22 protein-coding genes are annotated in these 24085 nt (G+C 58.1%); 2 read left to right on the top strand and 20 right to left on the bottom strand.

The genetic code is table 11. From position 1 onward, the window contains the following. Positions 1–396 precede the first annotated feature (396 nt). Complete coding sequence (locus DIE16_RS02705) at positions 397–1014, top strand: hypothetical protein (protein ID WP_260434321.1); 618 nt, start codon at positions 397–399, stop codon at positions 1012–1014. An 86-nt stretch (positions 1015–1100) separates the two neighbouring features. Here the strand turns inward: DIE16_RS02705 and DIE16_RS02700 are convergent, their stop codons facing one another. The 4 genes from DIE16_RS02700 to DIE16_RS02685 form a co-directional block, all read right to left on the bottom strand. Continuing rightward, positions 1101–1319 carry a hypothetical protein gene (locus DIE16_RS02700; protein WP_044846844.1) on the bottom strand — a complete coding sequence of 73 codons (219 nt, stop codon included), beginning with the start codon at positions 1317–1319 and terminating at the stop codon, positions 1101–1103. A 1015-nt stretch (positions 1320–2334) separates the two neighbouring features. Next, on the bottom strand, positions 2335–2976 hold the full coding sequence (locus tag DIE16_RS02695; RefSeq protein ID WP_124891730.1) for a HEPN domain-containing protein: 642 nt from the start codon (positions 2974–2976) through the stop codon (positions 2335–2337). 8 nt (positions 2977–2984) lie between these two features. Continuing rightward, on the bottom strand, positions 2985–4052 hold the full coding sequence (locus DIE16_RS02690; RefSeq protein ID WP_221625264.1) for a ParA family protein: 1068 nt from the start codon (positions 4050–4052) through the stop codon (positions 2985–2987). A gap of 149 nt (positions 4053–4201) precedes the next feature. Next, positions 4202–5020, bottom strand: a complete 819-nt coding sequence (locus DIE16_RS02685; RefSeq protein WP_260434320.1) for a hypothetical protein — start codon at positions 5018–5020, stop codon at positions 4202–4204. Between the two features lie 339 nt (positions 5021–5359). On the opposite strand from DIE16_RS02685, the gene DIE16_RS02680 reads away from it, so the two are divergent. Continuing rightward, on the top strand, positions 5360–6451 hold the full coding sequence (locus tag DIE16_RS02680; protein ID WP_124891729.1) for a helix-turn-helix transcriptional regulator: 1092 nt from the start codon (positions 5360–5362) through the stop codon (positions 6449–6451). 189 nt (positions 6452–6640) lie between these two features. Here the strand turns inward: DIE16_RS02680 and DIE16_RS02675 are convergent, their stop codons facing one another. The 16 genes from DIE16_RS02675 to DIE16_RS02595 form a co-directional block, all read right to left on the bottom strand. Next, a complete protein-coding gene (locus tag DIE16_RS02675) occupies positions 6641–7045 on the bottom strand; it encodes a hypothetical protein (protein WP_124891728.1) in 405 nt (134 codons plus the stop codon). Positions 7046–7348: 303 nt separating this feature from the next. Continuing rightward, on the bottom strand, positions 7349–7753 hold the full coding sequence (locus DIE16_RS02670) for a barstar family protein (protein WP_124891727.1): 405 nt from the start codon (positions 7751–7753) through the stop codon (positions 7349–7351). Between the two features lie 3 nt (positions 7754–7756). Next, positions 7757–8095 (bottom strand): hypothetical protein, encoded by a 339-nt coding sequence (locus DIE16_RS02665; RefSeq protein ID WP_124891726.1) that lies wholly within the window; start codon positions 8093–8095, stop codon positions 7757–7759. Beyond that, on the bottom strand, positions 8068–8631 hold the full coding sequence (locus tag DIE16_RS02660) for a hypothetical protein (protein WP_124891725.1): 564 nt from the start codon (positions 8629–8631) through the stop codon (positions 8068–8070). Before DIE16_RS02660 ends, DIE16_RS02665 begins: the two co-directional genes overlap by 28 nt. A 407-nt stretch (positions 8632–9038) precedes the next feature. Further along, entirely contained in the window at positions 9039–9383 is a 345-nt protein-coding gene (locus DIE16_RS02655; RefSeq protein ID WP_124891724.1) for a hypothetical protein, read from the bottom strand. Between the two features lie 133 nt (positions 9384–9516). Continuing rightward, positions 9517–10005, bottom strand: a complete 489-nt coding sequence (gene comJ / locus DIE16_RS02650; RefSeq protein ID WP_124891723.1) for a competence protein ComJ — start codon at positions 10003–10005, stop codon at positions 9517–9519. Positions 10006–10031: 26 nt separating this feature from the next. Then, positions 10032–10550 (bottom strand): pentapeptide repeat-containing protein, encoded by a 519-nt coding sequence (locus DIE16_RS02645; protein WP_185735441.1) that lies wholly within the window; start codon positions 10548–10550, stop codon positions 10032–10034. A gap of 375 nt (positions 10551–10925) precedes the next feature. Further along, a complete protein-coding gene (locus DIE16_RS02640) occupies positions 10926–11303 on the bottom strand; it encodes a hypothetical protein (protein ID WP_124891721.1) in 378 nt (125 codons plus the stop codon). A 153-nt stretch (positions 11304–11456) separates the two neighbouring features. Beyond that, positions 11457–11912, bottom strand: coding sequence for a hypothetical protein (locus DIE16_RS02635; RefSeq protein ID WP_124891720.1), 456 nt, complete (start codon positions 11910–11912; stop codon positions 11457–11459). A 353-nt stretch (positions 11913–12265) separates the two neighbouring features. Next, positions 12266–16531: an RHS repeat-associated core domain-containing protein gene (locus DIE16_RS02625; RefSeq protein ID WP_260434319.1), complete on the bottom strand. Its 4266-nt coding sequence runs from the start codon at positions 16529–16531 to the stop codon at positions 12266–12268. Further along, on the bottom strand, positions 16528–16986 hold the full coding sequence (locus DIE16_RS02620; RefSeq protein WP_124891718.1) for a DcrB-related protein: 459 nt from the start codon (positions 16984–16986) through the stop codon (positions 16528–16530). The genes DIE16_RS02625 and DIE16_RS02620 overlap by 4 nt, the downstream gene beginning before the upstream one ends. Before the next feature lie 17 nt (positions 16987–17003). Then, a complete protein-coding gene (locus DIE16_RS02615) occupies positions 17004–19139 on the bottom strand; it encodes a type VI secretion system Vgr family protein (RefSeq protein ID WP_124891717.1) in 2136 nt (711 codons plus the stop codon). Positions 19140–19273: 134 nt separating this feature from the next. Continuing rightward, positions 19274–21163 (bottom strand): type VI secretion system baseplate subunit TssF, encoded by a 1890-nt coding sequence (gene tssF, locus DIE16_RS02610; protein WP_124891716.1) that lies wholly within the window; start codon positions 21161–21163, stop codon positions 19274–19276. 249 nt (positions 21164–21412) lie between these two features. Then, positions 21413–21922 (bottom strand): OmpA family protein, encoded by a 510-nt coding sequence (locus tag DIE16_RS02605; protein WP_044847820.1) that lies wholly within the window; start codon positions 21920–21922, stop codon positions 21413–21415. 88 nt (positions 21923–22010) lie between these two features. Next, a complete protein-coding gene (locus DIE16_RS02600) occupies positions 22011–23279 on the bottom strand; it encodes a diguanylate cyclase domain-containing protein (RefSeq protein ID WP_124523180.1) in 1269 nt (422 codons plus the stop codon). Then, positions 23276–23983, bottom strand: a complete 708-nt coding sequence (locus tag DIE16_RS02595; RefSeq protein ID WP_124891715.1) for a YfiR family protein — start codon at positions 23981–23983, stop codon at positions 23276–23278. The genes DIE16_RS02600 and DIE16_RS02595 overlap by 4 nt, the downstream gene beginning before the upstream one ends. Positions 23984–24085: the final 102 nt, after the last annotated feature.

Here is a 24085-nt window from a genome sequence, read left to right as displayed (position 1 = left end):
TTGGGTTGCTATTTTGGGTGCGTTCGTAGCGTTGTGCCTTGATGGGTGGGGATTTGCGGCGATTGGTGGTCGTGGATTGTGGGATTTTTTGTTTTTGGGGGTCGGTGTGTTTTAAATCAATCGACTGAGGATTACGTGGCCGTGCACCAACGCGGGGCAGCGGGTTGGATCGGTTAATCCTTCCATATGCTGACGTTTACGGAAATCACGAAAGCTGGTTGTTATTTTTATGAAATAATGCGAACTCGCCTCTGCAATCCAGCCAGCCTCCCTGCGAACCGCGCCCGCCGCGCTTCGCCGTCGCTTCAGGGCCGCTTCAACGCCCGTCCGTCGTTCAGTCTCGCCAGCCAGTGATCTGCCGTTTTTTCAATGCACATCACCTGCTTCGGATCGCATATGAATCATCCCTTCCGTCTTTCTTCCGCTGCCGCGCTTGCTTGTGCGCTTTCTGTTTCTACCGTCGACGCCTCGGGCCGCGATTCGCTGGTCGATCGTTCGGGCGGTGCCAACGTGTTTCGTTCGGAACGTCAGGCCGTGGCTCGCGATGATGAGCGCTCGGCACGCGCAACCCGACGCGTAAAGTACGCTGCGCCGGCTGAACGCAGCCCGTTCGATACGCCTGATACGCGGCCGGTGCGTGTGTCAGGCAATACGCTCGAATTGCACACTTCGTCCATACACGAATCCGATTTCGTATTGCCCGCGAATCGCGTTGCACTCGGCGCGGGCGGGAGCGACAGCCTCGGGCGCGCTTTGCCCGGATATGAACAGCGCGCGCAGAACTGGAACGAATACCTGCGGGCAAATGGCTCGCGATCTGTCGGCAGCGGCGGTTCGTATGCGCCAACGCGGACTTACGATGCCTCGCGCGGGCCGCACGGTACGCCGAATCCGTTTGATCCATCGGTGCCGCAACCGGAGACCCGGACGTTCTACGACAACGGCGCCGGTACGCATTGCACGGCTACAGGTGGCGCGGGAACGTCGCGGTCGTCGTGCAATATCGCCTGGTGATGCATTGGGGGTGGCCGATGGCGGCTACCCTGCCCGGCGCGCTGCGCGACGTCGCGCAGCGCGGCCGCGTCTTGCGGCGTTGCCTTTTACAGTTTCGTGATGATCAGCCTGCCAGGCTCAATATCAATCCGCGCCTTCTGGCCGGGTACGAAACACGCATCTTCAATCAGCCACATTCCACCAATCTTCATGTACGGGTAGAACTTCTCCGGCTTGATGTCCGTTTTCGGGGTACCCCACATTTCCTGGATCGTGACGAAACGTTCCGTCTTCGGCGGTCGTGCTTTATGATTCGGCTTAGCCATGGGCAACTCCTGCTTAGTTGGCTGTGGTTAGCGGGTCGTGAGTGTTCCTAGCACTTGCGGCCCGCGCTCGTTTACTGCGGCGTTTTTTGGTCTGGATTCCTCCTTTGTTTTTGCCCCGATGAAAGCAATGTTTCGATAGGGCCTACCGGTTACGTTGCGTCCATTCGCGCGCGCGATGCACGCGCGATCATCACTGGACATTGCCTATTAGACCATCGCTAACGCTCAATATTTGCGGCTCGCGCGAACGTTAGCCGTTAGGCATAGGCACGCAATTTTGCCCGCGTGCGCCGCGCCATTGCATGCGCAGATGCGGAAGGAAAAGCAAATCGACGCAGACGTCAATCGGCCTCGGTACGCGATCATTCGAAACAGTTCGAATGAATTGACTTCACTCACGGCACGAGCACAGTTCGATATAGAAGTGACTGCTGCTCCGTCTCTTCCGACATCTCGACATGAAGAAGTTGCTCGCTGGAACGTTCGTTTTCTATAGCTTCCACAGGCTGCAATCGATGACGGATTCAACCGGTCGATGCAAACACCTCCACTGCTTACGCAGCGTCTAGTGTGTTGGATCGACCGGTTGAATCCGCCGCCGAACTCGGCCGGTGGCCGGGTCACCGCCCAGTGACGCGCAACCAGCCGCGCTCGACCCATTGCTGCCGTTCCGGTTTCGTTGAGCAACGTCCGCCTTGCTGCGTGTCACCTTCCGGCATAAAGGAGCCGGGTATTTCCGGCATATAGGCCCCAGCAGAAGCTCGGTGTCCGGTAGCGCACGTCCGATTTGGAGCGCGGAGCGGCCGTCGAGGGCCCGAACTCCACCATTGAGAGGGTGAGCTCAGTTGTTGAATGAGCGTTCGCTAGCGGCCCGCGGCGGGCGTTAGCAAAGGTGTCGACGAGCAAACCACGACTCGCCTTGCCCTTGCACGGCACCTCGGATACCGCACCTAGGCTGTCTCTCGCATTATTGCCGTGCGTGACAGCGATGCCGCGATTTGCGGACGATCGCTCGTCATGTCTGCGCATGGACACATGCGTCAATCGACCTCACAAGTTTTTCGATGAACCCTGAAACGACTATCAAATCCCCTTGGGAAATAGGCCAGGGTGAAATCGGCAACGCCTTGGGTTGCAAGTCTCCTTCGTGCGCAATCTTATTTCTCCGGTCGACTATCGTTGTCAACTGACGCTTGATCTGCTTGGCTTGGACCACTTTGCTCTGCTGAGTAGCACCTTGATGCAACGCGACGTCATTCCAGAGTTCGACCGGAGAACACATCCGAATGCCATCCGCTATCTTGTCTGGATACTGATAGCTTAAGAATCCGAGTTGTCGGCGTATCTCCAAGTCAAATGCAGCGCTGCCTTCATTTAGGGTCGCCGCTTGTCGAATGCGATCGACTGTTTCCGATGTCAACATGAACGCGTTATATGCCGCAGTCTTCGGCAGCAATCCATCAAAAACCGACAGCATCCTCTGAGCGACCAACTCATGCACGTAAAGATCCAGGGCACTTACGCGAGCCACCCACTCAGCACGCAGCAGTTCGTCTGGCTTCAATGCACCAACCGAATTTGCCGCAAGGTAAGCTTGCATGGCCGATAAATGCGAACATCGGTCCCATACGGCCTCAAAGTGATTCAGTGGAGTCATTCAAACACTCATGCGACAATCGAGATCAGCTTGTCAGCCGCCGCATCGAATTTCTCCTCGAAGATTGCCATGTCGGCCTTCGTCTGAATCCAAACGGCTCCCTTCTGCCCGTCAAGCTGGGCCGGTGTCAATTCGTACACCGGCACCTGATGATCTTGGGAGCGTGCAATGAGACTATTAAAATCGGCAACTTCGAGCAGCCATTGCCAAGGCTGAAAGCCGCTTTTTTCCTTGAACGCGGTGGCATCGAGCATGCCTGCTCCCTCCAGAGCCGGAACGAGTGCGTTCTTAACGCCTTCTTCCAATTTGTCGATCCAATTTTGGAATGCCTTAGAGGCCTTTCCCAGTCGAGGACGATATTTTTGCACAATACCGCCTGCAAATTGCACATGTGGTTCCGGGAACGGATAATCAGCGTTCACTAAAACGTCGATTGACCGAGCCATCTTGGCCCACGCTTGCCAGCGCGGGAGCGCCTTTGCCAGAGAGCTGAGCGCCATTGATGAAAAATAATCCGGATGCAGTGGGACGACGAAAAAGTCCGATGTCGTCAGGATATTTTGATTCAATGGGCCCAGGCTTGGACTCATATCTACCAGAACAAGATCGGCATTCAACTTCTCGGCAGTCGCATCAATTAAGTAGCGAATAGCACCCGGAAGATTTCGCAACGGCAGCAACGAGCCACTCAATTCCTGGGCAACGCCGAGCGTCGTTTCATATTCAGAAATTGCAATATGCCCAGGCAGCAAGAACAGGTTAGCATTTCCCTTCACCTCCATACATTCGCAGGCTTGTATGGCGCGTGGCTGCGCCTCAAATGCTGGCGCCAAGCCATCCTTCACATTGTTCGGTGGATTCGCACTATAAATACCCTCGAGATCATCGACTCCCTTAAACCCCATAACCATCCCAGTCAGGTTGCACTGAGGGTCAAAATCCACAAGCAACACTCGCTTGCCTTTTTTTGCCAACATCCAGCCGAGATTAAATGCCGTCGTAGTCTTGCTGACGCCACCTTTGTGGTTAAATAAGCAAATAATTTTGTGCATAAATATCTCTAAATTCAAAGTCACCCAACATATCGGTATTCGAACGATCCCGGCGTGATCTACATGAAGCACGACTTGAACACTTGTGCGGCAATCGAATCTGCGCGCACCGCGCACGACACACTACGCGTTCAGAAACACAACTCATCAACCGAATATTCTCGGATTTTAAATTACCACTCATTTTCCAACGCAAGTCGGGCGCAGAGGAAAAACTCTTCAGTAGAGCATTGAAATTCAACCGTCTCGCGCTTCGATCTAAAGCTATCGTTAGCATTGCTGAAATGTAGGTAGGCCACCCCGTTATCCCAAGAGAACGTCATCGCATTAAGGATGATCGTTTCTCCATCTACGACTACGTCCTGATGGATTTCGATATCACGTGGCTGGCGATTTATCCATCGTTGCGTTGAGGAGGAAAACAAGCTCGTCACGTCGATAAATGTCTCAACATCCGATCGACTGGGAGCCAGATATTCGTGCTCCACCTGATTTCTGAGTTGATTCAGCCGATTCAGGATGCGTGGCGCTGTGACTCCTATGTCAGATATGTACTTAACCATACGCGGGAATGAGCGTGCGCCGCCGTAACTAGCGAAGCCGAAACCTAAGCACACATCCTCCATGCGCAAATGCAATGCCCTTTTCGCATTTGTCAGCGCGTTGACCAGATGACGCTCCGACTCACCATCCGACAGGTCATTCTCAGCGAATTTAAGATACTGCTCTGCTGAGATAGGCTCATCTCGTGTTTTAATGCAAGACCATGTGTAGACCCAGTCTCCTTCGGGACGCAATGCACGAAGGTCAAATTTCTTGGCCAAATCAGTAAGGGACGGCACGCGCAACTCCAGTCTGACGTTTGCCGGCCATTTTAGCTTCAGATCTAGGGTGGCGTGTTGATTTTGTTCCTGGCGACCGCGGCGACAGGCGTCAGCTACACGTTCACCCGAGATGTCTGCGACAGACGGCTCTTGGACGTACCGAGACATCCAGTATCCGAATCTGAATACGCAAACTAGTGCGCTTACTGAACGACGCGGAACGCGTACGGACAGTTGACGACCACTAAACCTTCCCGACAGGCGTTGCGCGACGATACCTTGGAAATGAAAAGTTCAATGCTGGAATCATCTGACGATACTGCAACCCTTGTCCTGTATGCAGAAAAGTCCCGAAAGAATATTGAAAACCGCCATTACGGCTGACAAGAAACACCCCCAAAACAACACGTTTCCGACCGAAAGCCCCCACGCATATTGAACCCCGCACAAGAATGAGTAAGATGCGCGAAAGGCTGTCAAAAAGAACGCATCGCGCGGGGTAGCCAAATGCAACGGAACGAGTTGATTCCATCGGCATTGCTCGATGACATCTACGCTGCAGCACTGGGCGATCAGAGATGGGAAGTCGCGCTCGACGGCTTGCGATCGTCGGTCGGCGTGCGCATGGCCACGCTGCTGTCGTTCGACGATGCTGCGGGACTGCCAGTCATCGACCGGGCTGCGGGCGACGACGAGCCGTGGGTTGCCGATTGCCGCCGCGCATACAACACCGAGTTCTATCTGTATGACCCGGTCGTACCGATCGCCGGCAACTGGCCGACTGGTCGCTGGTTCGAGGACGTCAAGCAACTGTCCCGCCCGCAGCGCGAACACTGCGTGTTCTACCAGGAATTCCTGAGGCCATACGGAATCGGCAGCATCGCCGGCCTGTATATCCATCGCGGCGAGCACACCGGCGCATTCCTCAGCGTACAGAGCGGCCCCGAATCGCAGGGCCTGTCGGACGCACAGCGCGTCGCGATCGAAAGCATGGGCGCACACATCAGCCGCGCGTTGCGGATCGAGGCACGCATCGGCGAACTCGAAGCACGCGTAGCCGCCGCGGAATCGGCGCTCGATGCGCTTCCGGTGCCGGTGTTCTTACTCGGCGCGCAACGCGAACTCCGCTATACGAATCGCGCAGCCGATCAACTTATCGCGGCGGAACCTGCACTGCGAATCGTGAACGGGCGCTTCGCGCCGGAAGGCTGCGTCGACGATGCGCAATGGCGGCACGCGTTCGCGCGCGGTGGGCTGTTGCTGCGCCGTGTGACGGGTGAACCGCTACCGCTCGCGCTGATACCGGTGCCCGAACAGTCACGCCTCGTGCGCGAGCGGCCCGGCGTCGTGGCATTGATGACGGCAGCCGACCTGCGTTCGCCGGCGGCACGCGCGCAGCGGCTGCGCGTGTTCTACGGTCTGTCGTCGGCCGAAGCCGATCTCGCGGTGCTGCTGGGCTGCGACGGACGCTCGCCACAGGAATGCGCCGAGCTGCGCGGCGTGTCGATCGGCACGATCCGCTCGCAGATCAAGTCGATCTATGCGAAGACGGAAGTAACGCGGGCGGCGCAGTTGACGTCGCTGGTCATGCAGACGTGACTTGGCGGGATCGGGATTGATATGCCGCTCGGAAAAGAAATACTGCGTCCAGTTCTGGGATCCGCGACTTCCAGATAGATACAAATGGAGCCCGGGATACGACTAGCTCTCTAGCCAAATTCTCCACGTTCAGAGACCACCCTGACGCCAAGACGGCTGCTTCCATCACGCCCCATCTCCACGCACAAATTATGCGATTTTCACATTCTCTATATTATCTCCGCACACCACCCACTTACGGCCCGCGCTTGACACAAACGCGACTCCCCCGTGAATTTTCTCCACATACACAAAAGGTTCAGAATCCAGAGACATCAAAGCCCAATCGAGAACGTTATTAGTTGTTTTATAAAAAAAGCCACATGATCCGTGTGTAGACGCCTCACCACCAACGTAGAGTGATCCCGCGATATCCGTAGTGAAATTCTTAAACACGCCAGTTAAATCATATTCTGCGACACGAATAGACCGATCCATTTCCGGCTGCCCATCTTTTATTCTATAACCAACCACATCAGATTTTCCATTGACGACACAGTCAGCATAAAAGAATCGCTCTCCGAACAACATGTCACGAAGTATGTCAGCATCCAATTTTATTTCTCCTATTTCTAACAAACTCGCGCTTCGCCATATATCTTACCGATGGCAGGCTTGCGGTGCTGCTGTGCTGCGACGGACGCTCGGCGCAGTTGACGTCGTTGGTCATGCAGACGCGACTTGGCGGGATCGGGATTGATGAAGCGGCTGATGTTTGGACCGTAAGTTCAGCGAACCCGGCGCGAAGGCCATCTGGCTTGGACTGAAAGAGGTTCATGTCGCTGCTAAGACTCTACGAGCACTACGTGGCCGCGGTGACCCTGACACTTCTGTATAAGCCAATGCCCTTACCCACACTCAATGTGGAGTTTGAAAAACCAATAACGTCTTCGTTCTGGACGCCGTGACGCTCGGGGCAGCCAACGAAATACACAAATCGACGAGTATATCTGTCGCGATAGCGAAAGATTCGGGCTCTGCTATTTTCATCCGGTCGGAATTGGGCCAAAAGATAGCGACTTCCCCCTCCTCAACTTCATCCAAACCTGACCACATAGAATCGGACAACGCATCCCAGCTCCGATTGCTGTGTAACGGCGGATCTAGCGGGCATGCGCTACGAATCGCATCAAAAAACTGATCCTTGGATGCAACTTCGTCAGGCAAACACATGACTAGCCAACCGCTGCGCCTGCACTCTTCGGCAATGCGTTCCGCTTCGCTCGAATCGACCACATAAAGTCCTGGCTTACGCAGCATCATAAATCAACCGATCTGAACAAAAGCAGGATTTCCTGTATCGCCATAACGCGTCCATATGTAATACACATCTCCCGTTTTGTTGTTCACCACAATGCGATTAGTGTCCGCACCGGTAACGCCTGGCAATGGCGCGCCGCGGTATTCCCGACAGGGAAACGTCGGATCTTTGTCTCCCGGCAAGTCGTCCGTCCAATTCTTAAATTGCGCGCCCCACTTCTTTGACAAAGCGTCGTCCCAATGCCAAGCCACTTCTTTGGGTACGATCGATGCTAACTTATTCCAATCGTCGCATTCAAGACCCCAGCCTTTCTTGATTAAGGAGATCCGAGATTGAATAACCACTCATGATATTTCCTCTTATCCCGATCAGACACTCCCCCACCGACAAGATCTCGTGCGAATTCTCTCTGAAATTTCATTTCATTTTCAACCGGGTTATCGACATTCCCACCGATTAAATCAAAACCTTCCAAATAGTCAATCCGATTTACCAAAACCTCAGCACACGCCACCACTAGTTCTACTTTGTGTTCGGCACACCATTTATCCAAAAAAGAAAGCCCTGCCAGCAAATCAGTCGCACCTTGGGCTGCTGCATCGTCATCCATTTCGACTGCATCAGGATCCCAGTTGACTTGCTCTAAATCGCTTAGTGGATTGGGGTTTATGTTTCCGTTCCACACATGTTCCAGATAGTCGTCAACTCGCTGCCTGATCTGAATGCTCGTACTCCCCGCATAGGTAGCGAGGAACTCGAATATTGAGTCATCGTGCGCAAGCCCAATGCAGCACCAAACACCGAAACGAGCAAGGGTATCCAACTTCCCTGAAGCGAGGATCGATTTGAGATATTTTTTATGTGCCTCTATATCGAACATACCCGTCTCCTAATCAAAAACCCCACCAGCTTGATCCACGTGATGCTGGCATGACGGACACGATGCATTTCGTTGCCCCCCAAAGAGATATCCCCGACGACTATTTCACCGTTAGAGTCGTCGACCAGCAGGTACATTCATGTTGTCGTGACATCCCGAACATGGCGGCAGCGATAAAATTCAACCATTGCACAACCCAGTTGGATCGTATGCAACGAGCCAGGGAATCGTATGCACAAGCCTCGTCGCCCCAGTAATACAAGCCATTTAAACCAACTTACCGAGACCGGCTGATCAACTCTGCAATTGAATCGATCTCTGCTCGCGACTTATCAATGCGAGGGAATGCCATATAGCTGATCGAATCGAATAATCAAGCAATATCGCAAATTTCTTGACATTAAAAATTAAGTCCTAAATTCATCGTTTTCACGATAATAATTTACCTCATCGATAAACCATTTGACATTATCATTTTCACCAACCTTGCCTTTTAAAATATAGCTCAGCTGATTCACCAACATCCAACATCTCAAGTTATACTTCTCGACTGATTTCGGCACCTCCATGCCCTCGTTGTCCAGATAAATTTCATCATCATCCAGATCTTGAATGTAATTCCACGGGATGTAGAAAAACCTCGTCCCCTCTGGATCACGCCGCCACGAATCAACGTTTGCGTAAATCCAGTCTTTTTCTGGCAACGACCGGATATTTTCAGTTAGCTCCAACAGAGAATTATAAATTTTCATGCGCACACCAAACTATCACACCCCTTTCACCCACAAGCACTTCGGATGGGCGGCGAACCGGAGAAACCAGCCCACCGCCCTCGTTAGCAACTATTCAAGCACATCCCTTCCGAGTATTAGAGAGGCAAATATTTTACCTATCAAATCGTCCACCCAACAGCAGCTTTCCTTTCTTTCCACCCCATGGGTCATCGCGCAAATACATTGCTTGTCGATGCATGGCATCCGAAGTAAATGTAAACTTATAGAAGACTTCCTCTCCCTCACAGACCTCGTAATACACATCGTAAGAAGCAAGCGGTAACGGCAGCACAATCTTGAATTTTTCAGTTGCCGAGGCAACTTCCAACGCGCCGGGATCAGTGATACGAAACGGGGCAACAATGCATCGCGCCGCCCGCTCGTCTATCTCAAATTTATCCGCTACTCGCAAATTCACCTTTGCGCCAAAGGCGTCGTCCGGAAGCGGATCAAAAATGACGTAGTCGTCGTGAAGTACCGCACCTTGATCAAGGTTGCCCGTTCCCCATTGGCTCAAACCTTCGTCATACGGTCTAGACCTAACTAGAATCTGACTATGGGAAATCAATAGATCGACTGTTTGGCCGAGATTGTCACTCATTTCATTCAAATCCGACGATTACCATGCTAAATCATTGTGTTACCCAATTGAGTATCACTCGGGCGATTCCCTATAAATTTGCAACCCACCAAAGACCCATTGTGAAACTCTGCACCCTCGAACGTACACTCATTGAACGTACAGCCAAGGAGGGCAGCTTTTTTCATATTTGTCCGGTCAAATGAACACTTTTCGAAGGTAGCCCCCCGAGCCATCGCATCAATCAATTTCGCGCCAGAAAAACTGCAATTTAAAAAAGACGCCGATCCAAGCGCAGCGCTTTTCAGTGATGACTTTTCAAAATCACAATCCTCAAACAAAACTCCAAAAAATCTTCCATCGAAGTTGGCGCCGAAAAATTTACTCCGCCTGACATTGCAATTATTCAATGATCCCGCCAGGAGACATATAGAATAAGAAAAATCAACGTCATTTATCGCCATCCTCGAAAGCTGAACCTTTAGGGGGAAACCACGAAAGTCCGCAAGCCCATCTTCCGTCTTATGGAAAGGTGACGCTGGAAGAGTGCCCATCCGTTTCACCATGAGGCTTATCTCTTGGTTTGTCGATTTGGATAGACTCTCATCCCACCTCAGTTGATTCGTTTTTGCGTCACTCATATCAGTAAAATATATTAGCCCGGACAGAGATCGGCAACGTACTTATCGATCTTCGTCCTTGCCCGGGAGTTGTTATATCGAACGCACCAAGCTTCCCCCGGCAAGTAAATCTGGTAGTCGAGCCGAGCAGATTGCCAGCAGAGTTCCTCAGTCCCATCAAATCGGTCCTTCGTCACGATCTGCACGGAAATCAGGTCACAACTGTCGCACCAAAAGCAGTCTCTGCATCAACAAATAACGTCTCTATGCTCAAATTCCGAGTAACCAATACAAAACCCCGCCACCACTCACCGTTTAAAATCAATCCGAATCAGGATATATCTCTCGCAAACTTTCGTCTCGACTAACTTGCGACCACACTGCACGACTCCACGCAACCCCACCATTTCTAAAGATGGATTTTATTTTACCCTCAAATTTTTCATTGAAATTCTCATCCGACTCGATAAAAACATCCACAACATGATTTTCATCAGACAAAAAATCACCAAGGCGATCGACTCTATCAACGACCTCGATGGAAAAATCATTGCCATCCCAATCTGCGATATAGCGCCCTTTTTCATCCTTCACCGAAAGGCGCACACCAAATGCACTTTCGATTTTCCCAACCAAACCAAGGAAATCAACATCCTCCAGAAGAACAACGCTCAAGCAACGACTGCGCTTAGAAATCATTTAAAACACCCTCCGATTTTCACCTACCCATCCCCTTGCCTTGCGAGAGCATCCAATTCATGGCTCTTGGAAATCCATCGACATCGAAATCATTTATACTTATTGGTCTATAAATAGACGGGGCATGATCCTTACCAATCCCACTTGCAGCACTTACAGCGGATCAATCTTCGTGGTGACTTTCATATCCTTCTTTGAACCAACAAGATATCCAGCCAGTCCCAGATTTCTTATTTCTTCTAGATTTGCAGCACGCCACTCCCAGCCCTCATTCCAGGCAAACCATTTGGCGCGATCGGTTCTTTCCGCAACACATGCATCAGCAATATCCGCAGTACAAGTGTCGAATTCTGATGAATAACCTATCACACGGCCATCGCCAATCTTAATAAGATGAATTTCATCACCGTGACCAAACCCAGCATCGCTGACCGAAACAACATAATATTTAATTTCCAAAAAATCCTCACTTCGGAAACGATGTAACGACGTAACGGCTCGATTTTTACCGGGACTTGTCGCTATCCTCACGGCATTCCGAATCGGATTACTCGCAACACTCCCAAGAATGGGCGTGGCAGCCGACATGTGATCCCAAGCCAGGGTCATCTGCCGCTGTGCCCACACGATGCATCCTTCTTAATTCACATTAATCAAGTATAGTTACCTCTGCGACTTTCTTCGGGCCCTCATAAATATCAAATACTTTATGATTCAACATCCTCTCCTTAGGAGCATTACTTACAAGAAAATCAACCTCTCCCAAGCTCACCATTTCCCCATTTGATTCAAAAGGATCACGCAAATCAAAAACAACACTCCATGCATTATTTTGCCAATTAACATCCTCAGGAAACCGGGACACAGAATAATATCTTCCTGCCGCGGGAGGCTTTTTCCTCCCTCCTTTCGCCGCCGAAATCCAAACCACTCTAACGGAATGCACTTGACACCTCCCATCCTCATCTACAGCCCGAATAATTAACCTCTTTACTCCAAGTGATCCTCGATCTCGGATTATTAAGATCTTCTAATTCAGCATATCGAGCAGGCCCAATACCATCGAGATGCGGATCCTTATGCATTTTTCCTGCTATATCATCCGGCACGTCTACTTGCACCACTCTGAACGCACCTTCCCCATGCCCCATTGTATTACCCCACTTGACGGCATCCTGATAAGACTCAGCAAACCATTTTCCTTCCATATTGCCATTAATAGTCCACTTACCGGATTCCGCAAGCCCACTATACTCATCCAAACTCATGGACCGATACAAAACCATTAACCCGAGAGGGTCAATCCATGCCAGCGGATTAGGTGCGTACTGATATAAATTTACGCCACCATTCAGACCAATAGGGTCTTGTGTAATAAATCGACCAATATCCGGATCGTAGAACCGGAACGTGTTGTAGTGCAACCCAGTTTCACGATCCAGATACTGACCTTGAGCGCGCAAGTTTTGCGGTCGTGGAACGTTTTCAGGTCCCTGTGTGGCTAGCTGAATTTCGCCCCATTCCGGCATCGGTCGCTCCGGCACCCGCGCAATCCACTCCTCCTGCACCGCATTGCCCCACACCTTGTAGCGTGCCTGCCAGACCAGCTCGCCATCCGCGTCAGTCAGTTCCTCCGGCAGCCCCGAAACGTCGTTGTGGAAGTAGTAAACGGCATCCCGTGCATCCGCATCATTAGCCGCCGCCTTCCCTTGATCAATCCGAGCCAGCGGCACATAGCTATTGGACTCGTACAAATAAGTCAGCGCTTCCTCACCGCGACGATCGTGATACGTCTCCTGCACCAACCGCATGCCATCCCACAGGAAATCCGTACTCGCGTAACTGCCGTTGAGCTTCCGGATCCGCCGCCCGAACGCGTCGTATTCGAAGTGCGTCGTCGCGATGCCAAGCCGGTCCTTCGTCACGACCGACTTCAACTGGTTCCAATCGTCGTATTCGAGAACCAGCTCTTTGGCCGGCCCATGCCCGCTCAGCTTGCGAACCAACCGCCCATACGAGTCGTACTCGAAGCGCTTGTCCTCGAACATCTTGAGCCGGTTGTGCTCGACAAAGCCGCCCGGGTGATCGCTCGACACCAGGTTAGCCGCCGCATCCCAGCGAAACACTTCCGACGGTAATCCCGGCCCCACGGCCTGCTCGATACGCCCCGTCGGGTCATACCGATAGCTCGTCGTGCCGTAGCGCTGATCGCGCTTCTGGATCACGTCGCCTGCTGCATCGTATTGCCACTGCTTCGCGAGCAACGCATCGGCGGCCCTGCCTCGCTGCGCAGCGTGCCGCGCCCGACGCCCCACCGCGTCATACCCGAAATGACTCGTCAGCTTGCCCTGCGTTCGCAGAATCTCGCGATGCAGGTCATCCCGTTCGATATCGGCCACCGTGGCACCATCGAACCGGATCTGATGCACATGCCCCGACCCGTAATGCAGCCAATCGATCGTGCGCTCGCCGGAAATCGTCGTGCTTACGCGATTGCCAAGCTCATCGTAGGTGTGTGCGAGCCAGCCAGTCGGCGTGTACTCCTCGACGACCTCACCGCGCACGTCGTATTTCAAGCTGACCCGGTTCTTCAGCGACGGCCCACGCGCGGCAAGCGCGTACACCTCCGCCGACGTGATTCGCCCGGCCTTGTCATACAGGTATTCACAACGCTCATGCGGAGCTTGCTTCGCCGTCAGCTGCCCGATCGCATCGCGCTCGTATCGCGTCTCGATCTGTCCATCGCGGACAATCGTGCCCTGGCCGCACACGTCGTACTCGTAGGTACGCTTGTGGCCATCGAGCCCGATCTGCGCGGAAACCAGATCGCGCCGGTCATACTGAAAACGGTATGTCTCGCGATTTTCGTTGGTAAGGCTAGCAAGCCTGAAAGCATCGTCGTAACCGAACCGCACCACGCGATCCGCCGCATCCGTGCGAGACAACAGCAACCCACGCGGATCGAGTTCATACCGCGTACTACGCTGATTCGCATCAACGACCTCGACGAGCCGCCCGGCCGCATCGTATCGAAACGTCTGACGCGCACCGTCCGCCGTCCCGATCCCGGTAACGCGCCCCATCGCATCCGTTTCATACACGGTGGCCTGCCCGGCCGCATCCGTCACCCGCGCGAGCGCACCACGTGCGTCATACGCGAACCGCGTGACCTTTCCGGAACAATCGGTATACGACGTCAACTGCGCCCGACCATTCCATTCGAGGAACTTGTACCCGCCACGCGCATCGCGAATCGTATGAACGAGCCCGCGATCGTCCCGGTAATACTCGGTCGCGAAACCCGCCGGGTCGCGCGTCATCGTCAGGTTGCCGCGATCGTCGTAGCGATAGATCCAGCGCGCATTGGCCGGATCGGTTTCAGCGACGGGCAGATCGTAGTGCCCGTTCCACTCGGTCCGCTCGACCTGGCCGAGCGCATCGATACGCTGCGTCTGCCGCCCGCGCTCGTCATATTCGAAGCGCGTCGTGTTTCCGGCCGGATCGGTCGTACTGACCAATTGCCGCATCGCGTTCCACTCGAGCCGCCACACATGGCCTTCGGCGTCGGTATGGCTCGTCGGCTGCCGATCCTCGTTCCACGTCCATTGCGTGACGCGCCCGATCTGATCGGTGATCGTCACCGAACGCTGAACGAGATCCGCATCGAACGTGTACGCTTCGCCGTCGTCGGTCCAGTGGCGCACGACACGCGCGTCGCGGCCGACGCCCTGCCACGCATAAAAGCACGTCAAGCCGCCGCGCAACGTGTGCTGCACCATCAGTCCGCGCTCGTACGCGAACCGTCGCCCGACGTGACCACTGCGATCGGTCACGGCCACCAGTTCGCCGGCGTCGTTGTACGTGTAACACACCAGCGTATCGGGATGTTCGCCGTCCACACCACGCGTCAGCTCGATCGCGGCGATGCGTCGGGGGTGCGACGAATCGTAGACAAGCGTCAACAAACGACCGGCGCTATCACGCAGCAGCCCGGGCCGCACGACGTCATCGGCCGCTTCCTGCTCGACCTCGATCCAGTTGCCGTTGCGATCCTCGAGACGCCACAGCTTGAGCGTCTCGCTGTCGGCTTCGCTGCGCGCACGACCGAAATCGCGATACAGACCGTCGACCGTTTCGACCACATAGTGACCGCCGGCGGTACAGATCAGATAGATGCCTTCAGGCACGCTGAAATGACTCTCACCCGGCGGCACGGCCGGAAACTCGATATCGCGCCCCTGCTCGTCCCAATACGTGATCGACGTGACCTCGCCGTGCTCGCGCGCAATCCGCAGCTCGACGCTGATCGGCACGCTCCAGCCGGTGCCGAACAGGCTGTCCGCACGATCGTCATGGCTGCTGTAAAAACGCCGCCACACGATCGGCAGCGGCCCGGGCAATGCGAAGTCGGTGTCGTCCGTGCCGTCGAGAACCTTGCCGCCGGTGATGACGTTCACCGGATGGCCGGCCGAAGGTCTCGCCAGACTGCCGAGCCACGTCCCGAAAGCGCTCGCCGCGAAATTCATCGCGATACACGGCACCTTGCTCTTCAGGAACTGCCCCCAGCTCATCTTGCCGCGGCCGCAAACCGCCAGCGCAATCCCCAGCGCGGCGCCGAGCCAGCCGAGCCGCGTCGCCGACTTGACGTCCCGCACGCGCTGCGTGCCGCCGCCGATGAAAACGTTATCGGAACCTTCGGCGATCGTCCCGTCGCAGGTCGTCTTGTCGCCGACGCGCGCCGCCGGCTGGTCGTTGATATAAACGCTCCCCGACCCATCGGCAATCATCTGCGGCCCGGGATGATCCGTGCACGCGACGGTGTCGAGATCCCCCGGCTGCGCGGCCCGCGCCGCCGGCTTGTCGTTGACGTACACGTTGCCGGAGCCGCTCGCGATCTTGCCCTTGATCTCGGGCGGCGCGATCGAATCGGCCAGCGCCTTCGCGCCATCGTCGATGGCTTCGTTCATGCCGCTCGCTTCCATCAGCGCGCCGGATCCCACCGCGACGCCCACGCCGATCGCAATCACGAGCGGCGTCGCCAACCCGGCCGTGCCGATTTCGAGCGCGGCGAGGCCGACGAACACCAGCCCCTCCATCGCCTCGGCCACCAACGCGCCGACGACGGCACCGCCGATCACCGACCCGACCGTGCCGGCAAGCTCGCCCCAGAACGACGTGTGCTGGATCGGGTCTTCGAAGCGGGCGGCGGCGAAGTGTTCCGCGCTCACGACGCGTCACCCGGCCCGAGCAGGGTCGGCCGAGCCGCGCGCGGCTGGAAACTGGCGAGCATGCGGTCGGCGATCGCCTGCTGCTCGTCGGTCAGCGGCGCCGCGCTGGTCAGCGTCATCACGAGCACGCGGCCGGCGTCGTCCGACGGGAACATGGTCTGCATCTGATGCCAGAGCCGGCCGTCCCGTTCGTGCGTGGAGTCGATCTGAATGCCCGCGCGCCCGCCGACGGTGATCGGCCGGCGCGCCTTCTCGGTGAGCATCCGCGCATCGCGCGACGCCACTTCCCATTCGCGCGCGACGAACGCGTCGAGATTCTCGCCGTCGCGAAACCGCCCGCGGGCGATCACGAGATTGAGGCCGCCGGGGCCGACGTTCATCATCAGGATGTTGACGGTGCGGTCGAGCGCCGCGTCCGGCAGTTCGAAGGTGCCTTCGTGGATTGCGTAGTGCATGGCTGGTGTCGTTCGAGTTATTTGTTGAGATCGATGCGCTTGCCGTTGACCATCACGCCGTCGTCGGTCATCAGGATCACGGAACCCTTGTGTTCGAGGCGGATGCCTTCCGGCGCGAGCGAGATCGAGCTGTCCTGCACCTTCAGCAGGATGCCGCGCTCGGCCACGTACATCTGCGTGCCGCCGCCGTCCTTGGCCGGCGTCGTCACCTCGACGACGGTCGCGGTCGTGCTGCGCTTCTCGGCGATCGTCTCGGTCAGGTTGCCCTGCGGAATCTGCTTCTCTTCGCTACCTGTCGCCACCAGCACGGTACGCATCGGGCCCAGCACCTTGTGCGTCTCGTTGTTCTCGACGACGGTGTTCATGTCCTTCTGCGCGTGCATGAAGAACTCCTGCATGCCGTTCGTATCGGTCATGCGGATTTCGTTCGACCCCTGCCCCTTGTGCGTCTGGCTCTTGATCCCCATCGTCTGGCCAGCCGCGCCGTGGTACGGATTACCTTGCTCGCCGTTGAACACGCGACCGACGATCACCGGGTTGTCGGGATCGCCCTGGTTGAACGCGACCAGCACTTCCTGCTTGATCCGCGGAATCGCGGCCGCGCCCCAGCCGTCGCCCGCCCACGGTTGCGACACGCGCACCCACATCGAATCGGAGCCGTCCTTCTTGCCGCGCCGGTCCCACGGAAAGTGCACTTTCACGGCGCTGCCGTTCGTATAGATTTCCTCGCCCTTCGGCCCGACGACGATCGCCGACTGCGTGCCGTGAATCACCGGCTTCGGCGTCGCGCGCGGCGCACGGTACGGAATCTTCTTCGGCAGCAGCGCGAACGAATTGCGGTACGGCAGCTTCGCGCTGTGCTGCGTGTAGTCGTTCACCGCTTCGTGCCGCACGTGCAGGATCACGTATTCCTGGTTGTTCTCGAGGACGGGATGATTCGCCACCGTGACGGCACCGGCCGTCGTCATGCGCCACGCATAGCCGCCGCCGGTATAGCGATGCGCCTGCGCCTCTTCGGCCTCCATAGCGAAACGCGCATAGCGGTTGCCGTCGTCGCCATGGTCGTACAGCGACTGGTGCTCGAACCGCTCGGTCGCGTCGAGCCGCGCATGCTTGAGGTTCTGCGGCTCGGCCTCGACCAGCATCAGCGGCGACGACGGATTCTGGTAATTGAAGTCGCGAAACGTGACCTTGCCGACCCCGAAGCGCCGGCCCTCGTGCAACTGGTCGATACCGCTGTCCTCACTCGCCTCGGTCGCGGCGAACGGCACGGTGGCCAGCCCGTCGATCGGACGGAACAGCAGGTTCGTGTCGCCGATCACGAGGAAATGCTTGTCCTTCTCGTAGCGATGCGTCCAGACCAGCCCTTCCTGTTCCATCAGCCGCGCGCAAAAGTTGTAGTAAGTCTCCTGATACATCACGACGTACTCGAGCGGCTTCTGGCTCGTCCGGATATCGAACACGAAATCGGAAAACCCGTGCTCCTGGAAAATCTCGGTGAGGATGTCCTGCGCGGTCTTGTTCTGGAAGATCCGGCAGTCGGTGGAGCGCGTCAGGAACCAGAACCACGGCACGGCCGTCAGGTGATACTGCGTGACGTTCCCGGGATTGCCGGCGCGGTCGAACGATGCGACGTAGCCGTCGAAGTAGCGGTCGGTATCGCCGGTGCCGGTTGCGACGAAGCGTTCGAGCGTCGACAGGCGCGCCTGCTGGTCGAAGCGGATCTTGACCTGCTGGCCGATCAGGTCGTCCGGGCGAAGGTCGTGGCGATGCGACAGCAGGTCGAGGTGAATCTCCGGCAACCGGTTCACGTACTCGTCGACGACGGCCGCGCTGACCAGCAGCACGTCCGGGCCGAGCGGCGTATCGAGCGTCACGTAGCGATTGAGCTGGGTCAGGCGCGCGGGGTTGGCGGCGCCGTTGATCGCCTCGGCAATCGCGCCGGGCGTCTTGTCCATCAGCGAGAAACCGGTTTGCGCGAGCTGCATCGCACGCTGGACGGTGTCGACGTGCCCGGCCAGGCCGGCGAGCGGGCCGACGCTTCCGGCAACACTCGATGCGATCGGACCTGCGAGGCCGCCGAGCGCGCTCAGGGAGCCGAGCGCACTGCCGCCCAAACCGTTGGGAATACCCCCGTTCGGAGCGAAACTCATTCTTGTTCCTTGCTTGTGTTCTCAGGTTCTGTCGGCCGGTTCGCCGGGCCGAAGCCTCGATAATGTAGGTCAAAACCCGGGGGCGCGAAAGACGCCTTCGCAAACGTTTTCGTTATCGCCCCAATAATCGGGAACTAGATCAAAGGCTGGGTGCCGGGACAAGGTTGCCCACGCCGAAGCACCGCACCGGTATGGGCTGAAAACAGCACGATCTGCACGAAGCTGGTGACCGGAACGTACGGCGCGAAAAACCGGTCCATCACGTGCGCGAACCCGCCCAGGCTGAACCCGGCGAAGCGCTGCTCGTCCACGACCAGCCGCACTTCCAGCCCTTGCACGAACGCCGAGGCCGGCTTGCCGGGCAGCCAGCACCGCACGCGCGCGGTCGACAACGAGACGAGCGCATCGAAGCGCCGGCCGGCATCGACCGAATCCTCCGCCCAGCGTGCGCAAAGCCGCCTGAGCTGAGCCAGGCCGCCTTTGTCCAGCCGGATCGCCTGGGGCACGAGAAGCGACAGCAGATCCCACAGCTCCCCGCGGCGGAAAGCCCGCGCCCGGCACCGGGTCGGCCGGTTCAGCAACATGATCGTTCCCACCGGGTCGCCTTCCGCCGGCGCCAGTTCGCACGCCTGCATCCCGGACAGGTCGCCCTGGGTACAGGAAAGCCGGATCGCCAGATTGCGCTTGCCCGGATCGGCAGGTTGGCCGTCCCGGTCGGTGATCTGGAGTTCGACGCCGTGGAGCGGCTCTGGCGTCTCGTCCGGGGCCGGTGTCGGTGTCGGCGCTTTGTCCGCCTGTTTGGCGTCGGGGTCGACTGGCTTCCGCTTCGGTGCCCGCCTCGCCTCATCGCGCAATACCGTCCAGAACAACCCGGGACGGCCGTCCATGCCGTGCCGCAGGGAATGGAATGGCGCCAGAGCCGATGTCCCCGCGTCGGAAATCTCACGCACGGCGTCGATCGACCAGATGTCCGTGCGCGGCGCACCGGCCTGAGCCAGCGCCTTCACCGGGTAATACGCGCAACCGGCACGCGTCTCGATCGGCGCAGCATCGTCCTGGAACAGGTTGATCACGGGCGTACAGAACAAGCGCACATGGTCCGCCGTCGCGGCGGCCAGACGCTGGGCGCGATGCGAGTCCCGATGCACGCCGGCGATCGCGAGGTGCAGCGCGACGCGACGACCGTCGCCGGCGGCACGCTTGAGCGGCCTCATGTCGACGTCGACAAAGTCGAAACGCTCCGGCGCGGCGCAGTACGTCATCAGCAGGTGAAACGGCCCGAGGGTGTCGTCGGGCGGCGGGGCGAGCAGCGCATCGGCCGGCTCGACGCCGACGGCCGTGATCGCCACGCCCGGCAGGCGCTTCCAGCGACCGGACTCGCCCACTTCGGCGAAACTTCGTACGGCAAGCAGCAGCGCGGCGTCCGTGAGTGCAGCGACAACCTCGCGCGCACCGGTGAAGTGCAGGCGCAGCCTGTCGGGCACGATCGCAAATGTGGCTTCCGATGCAGTCAGCTCGAACGTGATGCTCAGGAAGCCGGACGTTTCGGCGGGCAACGCCGCGTCTCGCGGTGCGATCGCCGACGTCGTGTAACGCACGGCCGCGACGGTCAACGGCACGATCGTGACGTCATCTGTCATCCGAAATACTTCGCGGCCGGCCGGCGCGATCAATCGGTCACCGCGGGGGATGACGCGAGGTGCGGTCTGCTTGTCGGTCTGGCCGCAACGAAATTGCGCAATCGCGCAGGAAGGAAACGGGCGCAGGAATGTGCCGTGCAGCGATTCGAGAAGGCTGTGTGAAAACGCAGGCACGTCATCCTCGAGACGGATGTCGTGAGACGCCGCCAGCAACGCGAACGACTGCAACAAGCGTTCGACATGCGGGTCGTCCGAATGCTCGCCAGTGATCGCAAGGCGCGCGGCGATCTTGGGAAAGCGCTGCGCGAACGTCTGCATCGAACGGCGCAGCAGCGCAAGCTCACGTTCGAAATGTCGAAGCAGGTCGTTGGGTTCTAGGGCCATACACGTTCCGGTAGCCGCTGCACTCGCCGCTTGGCCATGCAGCGTTCAAAAAAGGCGGAACGATTTTATTCAGGCAGTTGAAAACTTCGTTTCAGATTTTCCGGGAAACTTCCAGTCACGCGTGTCCGTTTCGTGCCGCCGATCCGGCCCGGTTGCCGTGATCATCAAGGTTCGCCGCTCGCGAATGGACGTTCGGGCTTCTGCATGGCAATGGTGGCAAACTGTTACAGCCCAACGCATGCGCTCCCCTCACCGCGGCGACACCACAATCGCCGCCCTCCGGTTCTGCGCCCGCCCGGCGGGTGTCCGGTTATCCCCCACCGGATCGCTCTTCCCCTTCCCGACCACCGCGATCTGCTTGCCGTCCAGCCCCACATCCACCAGCTCGATCGCCACCACCTCCGCCCGCCGCCGGGACAACTCGAGATCGTAAGCCGTCTCCCCTTCCTCGTCCGAGTACCCATAAACCCGCACACCGTTGATCCCGGCCGACCTCAACGTCCTCCCGATCCGCTCGACGATCCGCCTGACGACCGGCTTGAGGTTATACCGATCAAAGTCAAACAAAATCGGCCCCGTCGACCCGAACTCGAACCCCTGCTCGGTCTCCTGAAACCCGGCCGACTTCAGCGCCGTGACTTGCGTCTGCGTGAGCCCACGATGAAGCGGCGGCGTCTTGCACCCGCCGAGCAGCAGGCACAGCAGCACCGCGCTCGCGACGCACATCCTCCCCATGCTCACAGATAACGCGTTTTTCATCACAGTCCCCTTCCTTCGCATGCGCCCGCATCGCGTGCGCTTCTTATCCCGCCGCCGCGGCCTCGCCCGCAGCGCGAAACGATCGACGTCAAACCGGCCCGGCTACGCCTTCCGACAACTGCCACGACCCCGGCCGCGCACGCTTGGCGCGGTACATCGCGGCATCCGCCGCGCGCAGCAAGCCGCTCGCGTCGGACGCATGGTCGGGATACAGCGCAACGCCGGCACTCATCATGGTGGCCACCATGCGTCCGTCGGGCAACTCGATCGACGACACCATGCCGGACAAAATCTGGTCGGCGATCAGGCACACGCTGTCCGTGTCGCGCACACCCGTCAGCATCACCGCGAATTCATCGCCGCCCAGGCGAGCGACGAGATCGGTTTCGCGCACCTGCGCGCGCAACCGTGCCGCGACGCCGACCAGCACCGCATCGCCGGCATCGTGGCCAAGGCAGTCGTTGATTTCCTTGAAGCGGTCGCAGTCGAGATACAGGATGGCGACCCGCTGTCCCGTCAACACGGCGTCGCAGAGTGCAAGCGACAGACGCGACTCGAACTGCACGCGGTTGGGCAAACCCGTGAGCGCATCGTGCGTCGCCTTGTATTCGAGCGACGCGTTCTCGTCACGCAGCGTGTTCTGCCATTCCTCGAGTTCATCGAGCAGCGCATTGAAGTCGTCGCCGAGCTGGTTCAGTTCGGCGATCGCCACGGGCTCGACGCGCCGCGCGAACGCACGCTCGCGCCGCACGGCGTGCGCGACGGCGGCAAGCGCGCGCAGCGGCGCGACGATATTGCGCAGCAGACGCTTCGAGCTGATGTAAGCGCCGAACACGCTGACGACGAGACAGCCGAGAATGCCGCCGATGCCGCCGAGCAGGAATCCGAAGAACTGATGCCCGCGGCCACGCACGATCACCTGACCGACGACGATGCCGTCGTGCATCACCGGAACGGTCACGGCGCCCGGCAACGCGAGAGCGGCGACGACGCGCTCGAGCCCGGCGATCCGGCCGCCGGCAGGCAGCTTCCAGGTCGCGAACAACTGCCCCTTGTTGTCCGTGACCACCACCTGCGCGACGTCCTCATCGCTGGCGATCGTCGCGATCGCTTCGCTCGCCGCGGCACGGTCGCCGAACACGAGCGCCGCCTCGACCGTGTAACCGAGCGAGCGGGCCAGCAGGTTGAGGTTGTTGCCGGCATACGCACGCAACGCGATCACGGCGACGACGATCAGCGACACGGCCGCCATCGTCACCGCGACGAACGCCAGGCGCAGGTGCGCGCGGCGCAACACGCTTTGCAGCGTCGGGCGCGGCACGCGTGAGGACGCGATGGGGGGCGCTGAACGTGTCATGGCGTCAGCGTCCGCCGCGCGAGGTTGAGCACGTTCGGATGCACACGCACGCCACTGCGCGCGACGGCGTCGAGATTGATGTCGAACGTCACGTGCTCGCCTTCGACCGTCAGACAGAACATGCTGCCCGCGGTGCACGACGGATCGTGTTCGGCGATGGTCAGCACCGGATGGCCGACGAGCGCGGTTCTCACCCGCATTCGCTCGTCGTTGCCGAGCGCGCCGAGATACACGACGTCGCAGGCGATGCCGAGCGAGGGATCGTCGAAGCGGACGCGCTGCACGTCGAGCACGGTCGAGCCGGCCTGCATCGTGTCGGTGAGGTCGCCCGCGTAGTCGGGCCTGCCCGTCACGCACAGATGCAGGCGCACGGGCGTCGTCGGCCAGCGCGTGAAACTGACGATGCCGAGCACGACCTGGCGTACGTTGGAGTCGTGTGACGAAAAGGCGGGGCCCGTCGGGCCGGCGGGCGTCGCGGTGGCTGCGACGTGTATCGTGTCGACCGGGTCGTCCCTGTCGGCAAGCGATCCGGCGAGGACGGAAGGGACAACGCTCAGAACGCAAACGATTGCGATGAATGCGTGACGCAACGACGCGACTCGGCCCGACCGGCCGGACGCCGTCCGCGCGGCGATTGCCGCCGCGCCCGCTGGCGTCGATGCGGCCGCATGCTTCGCGGCCGTCGCGCACACACTCGCATCCATGATGGAAACATCGGTTGCAGTCGTTCCCGGCCCTGCCTCCTGCCTGCCGTGTGCGTGCGCAGGTACCGTGTCACGCACATGATTGCTTCCATCTTAGGTAAA

It is taken from the genome of Burkholderia sp. Bp9090, assembly GCF_003857985.1.
Classification (GTDB): domain Bacteria; phylum Pseudomonadota; class Gammaproteobacteria; order Burkholderiales; family Burkholderiaceae; genus Burkholderia.
The sequence above is the reverse complement of the archived record's forward strand: the minus strand, read 5'-3'. Positions and strand labels throughout refer to the sequence as shown.

Coding starts and splice junctions, on each gene's coding strand:
- DIE16_RS02705 (WP_260434321.1), top strand. CDS start 397: ATGAATCATCCCTTCCGTCTTTCTTCCGCTGCCGCGCTTGCTTGTGCG.
- DIE16_RS02700 (WP_044846844.1), bottom strand. CDS start 1,319: ATGGCTAAGCCGAATCATAAAGCACGACCGCCGAAGACGGAACGTTTC.
- DIE16_RS02695 (WP_124891730.1), bottom strand. CDS start 2,976: ATGACTCCACTGAATCACTTTGAGGCCGTATGGGACCGATGTTCGCAT.
- DIE16_RS02685 (WP_260434320.1), bottom strand. CDS start 5,020: ATGTCTCGGTACGTCCAAGAGCCGTCTGTCGCAGACATCTCGGGTGAA.
- DIE16_RS02680 (WP_124891729.1), top strand. CDS start 5,360: ATGCAACGGAACGAGTTGATTCCATCGGCATTGCTCGATGACATCTAC.
- DIE16_RS02670 (WP_124891727.1), bottom strand. CDS start 7,753: ATGATGCTGCGTAAGCCAGGACTTTATGTGGTCGATTCGAGCGAAGCG.
- DIE16_RS02660 (WP_124891725.1), bottom strand. CDS start 8,631: ATGTTCGATATAGAGGCACATAAAAAATATCTCAAATCGATCCTCGCT.
- DIE16_RS02655 (WP_124891724.1), bottom strand. CDS start 9,383: ATGAAAATTTATAATTCTCTGTTGGAGCTAACTGAAAATATCCGGTCG.
- comJ (WP_124891723.1), bottom strand. CDS start 10,005: ATGAGTGACAATCTCGGCCAAACAGTCGATCTATTGATTTCCCATAGT.
- DIE16_RS02645 (WP_185735441.1), bottom strand. CDS start 10,550: ATGGTGAAACGGATGGGCACTCTTCCAGCGTCACCTTTCCATAAGACG.
- DIE16_RS02640 (WP_124891721.1), bottom strand. CDS start 11,303: ATGATTTCTAAGCGCAGTCGTTGCTTGAGCGTTGTTCTTCTGGAGGAT.
- DIE16_RS02635 (WP_124891720.1), bottom strand. CDS start 11,912: ATGACCCTGGCTTGGGATCACATGTCGGCTGCCACGCCCATTCTTGGG.
- DIE16_RS02620 (WP_124891718.1), bottom strand. CDS start 16,986: ATGCACTACGCAATCCACGAAGGCACCTTCGAACTGCCGGACGCGGCG.
- DIE16_RS02615 (WP_124891717.1), bottom strand. CDS start 19,139: ATGAGTTTCGCTCCGAACGGGGGTATTCCCAACGGTTTGGGCGGCAGT.
- tssF (WP_124891716.1), bottom strand. CDS start 21,163: ATGGCCCTAGAACCCAACGACCTGCTTCGACATTTCGAACGTGAGCTT.
- DIE16_RS02605 (WP_044847820.1), bottom strand. CDS start 21,922: ATGAAAAACGCGTTATCTGTGAGCATGGGGAGGATGTGCGTCGCGAGC.
- DIE16_RS02600 (WP_124523180.1), bottom strand. CDS start 23,279: ATGACACGTTCAGCGCCCCCCATCGCGTCCTCACGCGTGCCGCGCCCG.
- DIE16_RS02595 (WP_124891715.1), bottom strand. CDS start 23,983: ATGGATGCGAGTGTGTGCGCGACGGCCGCGAAGCATGCGGCCGCATCG.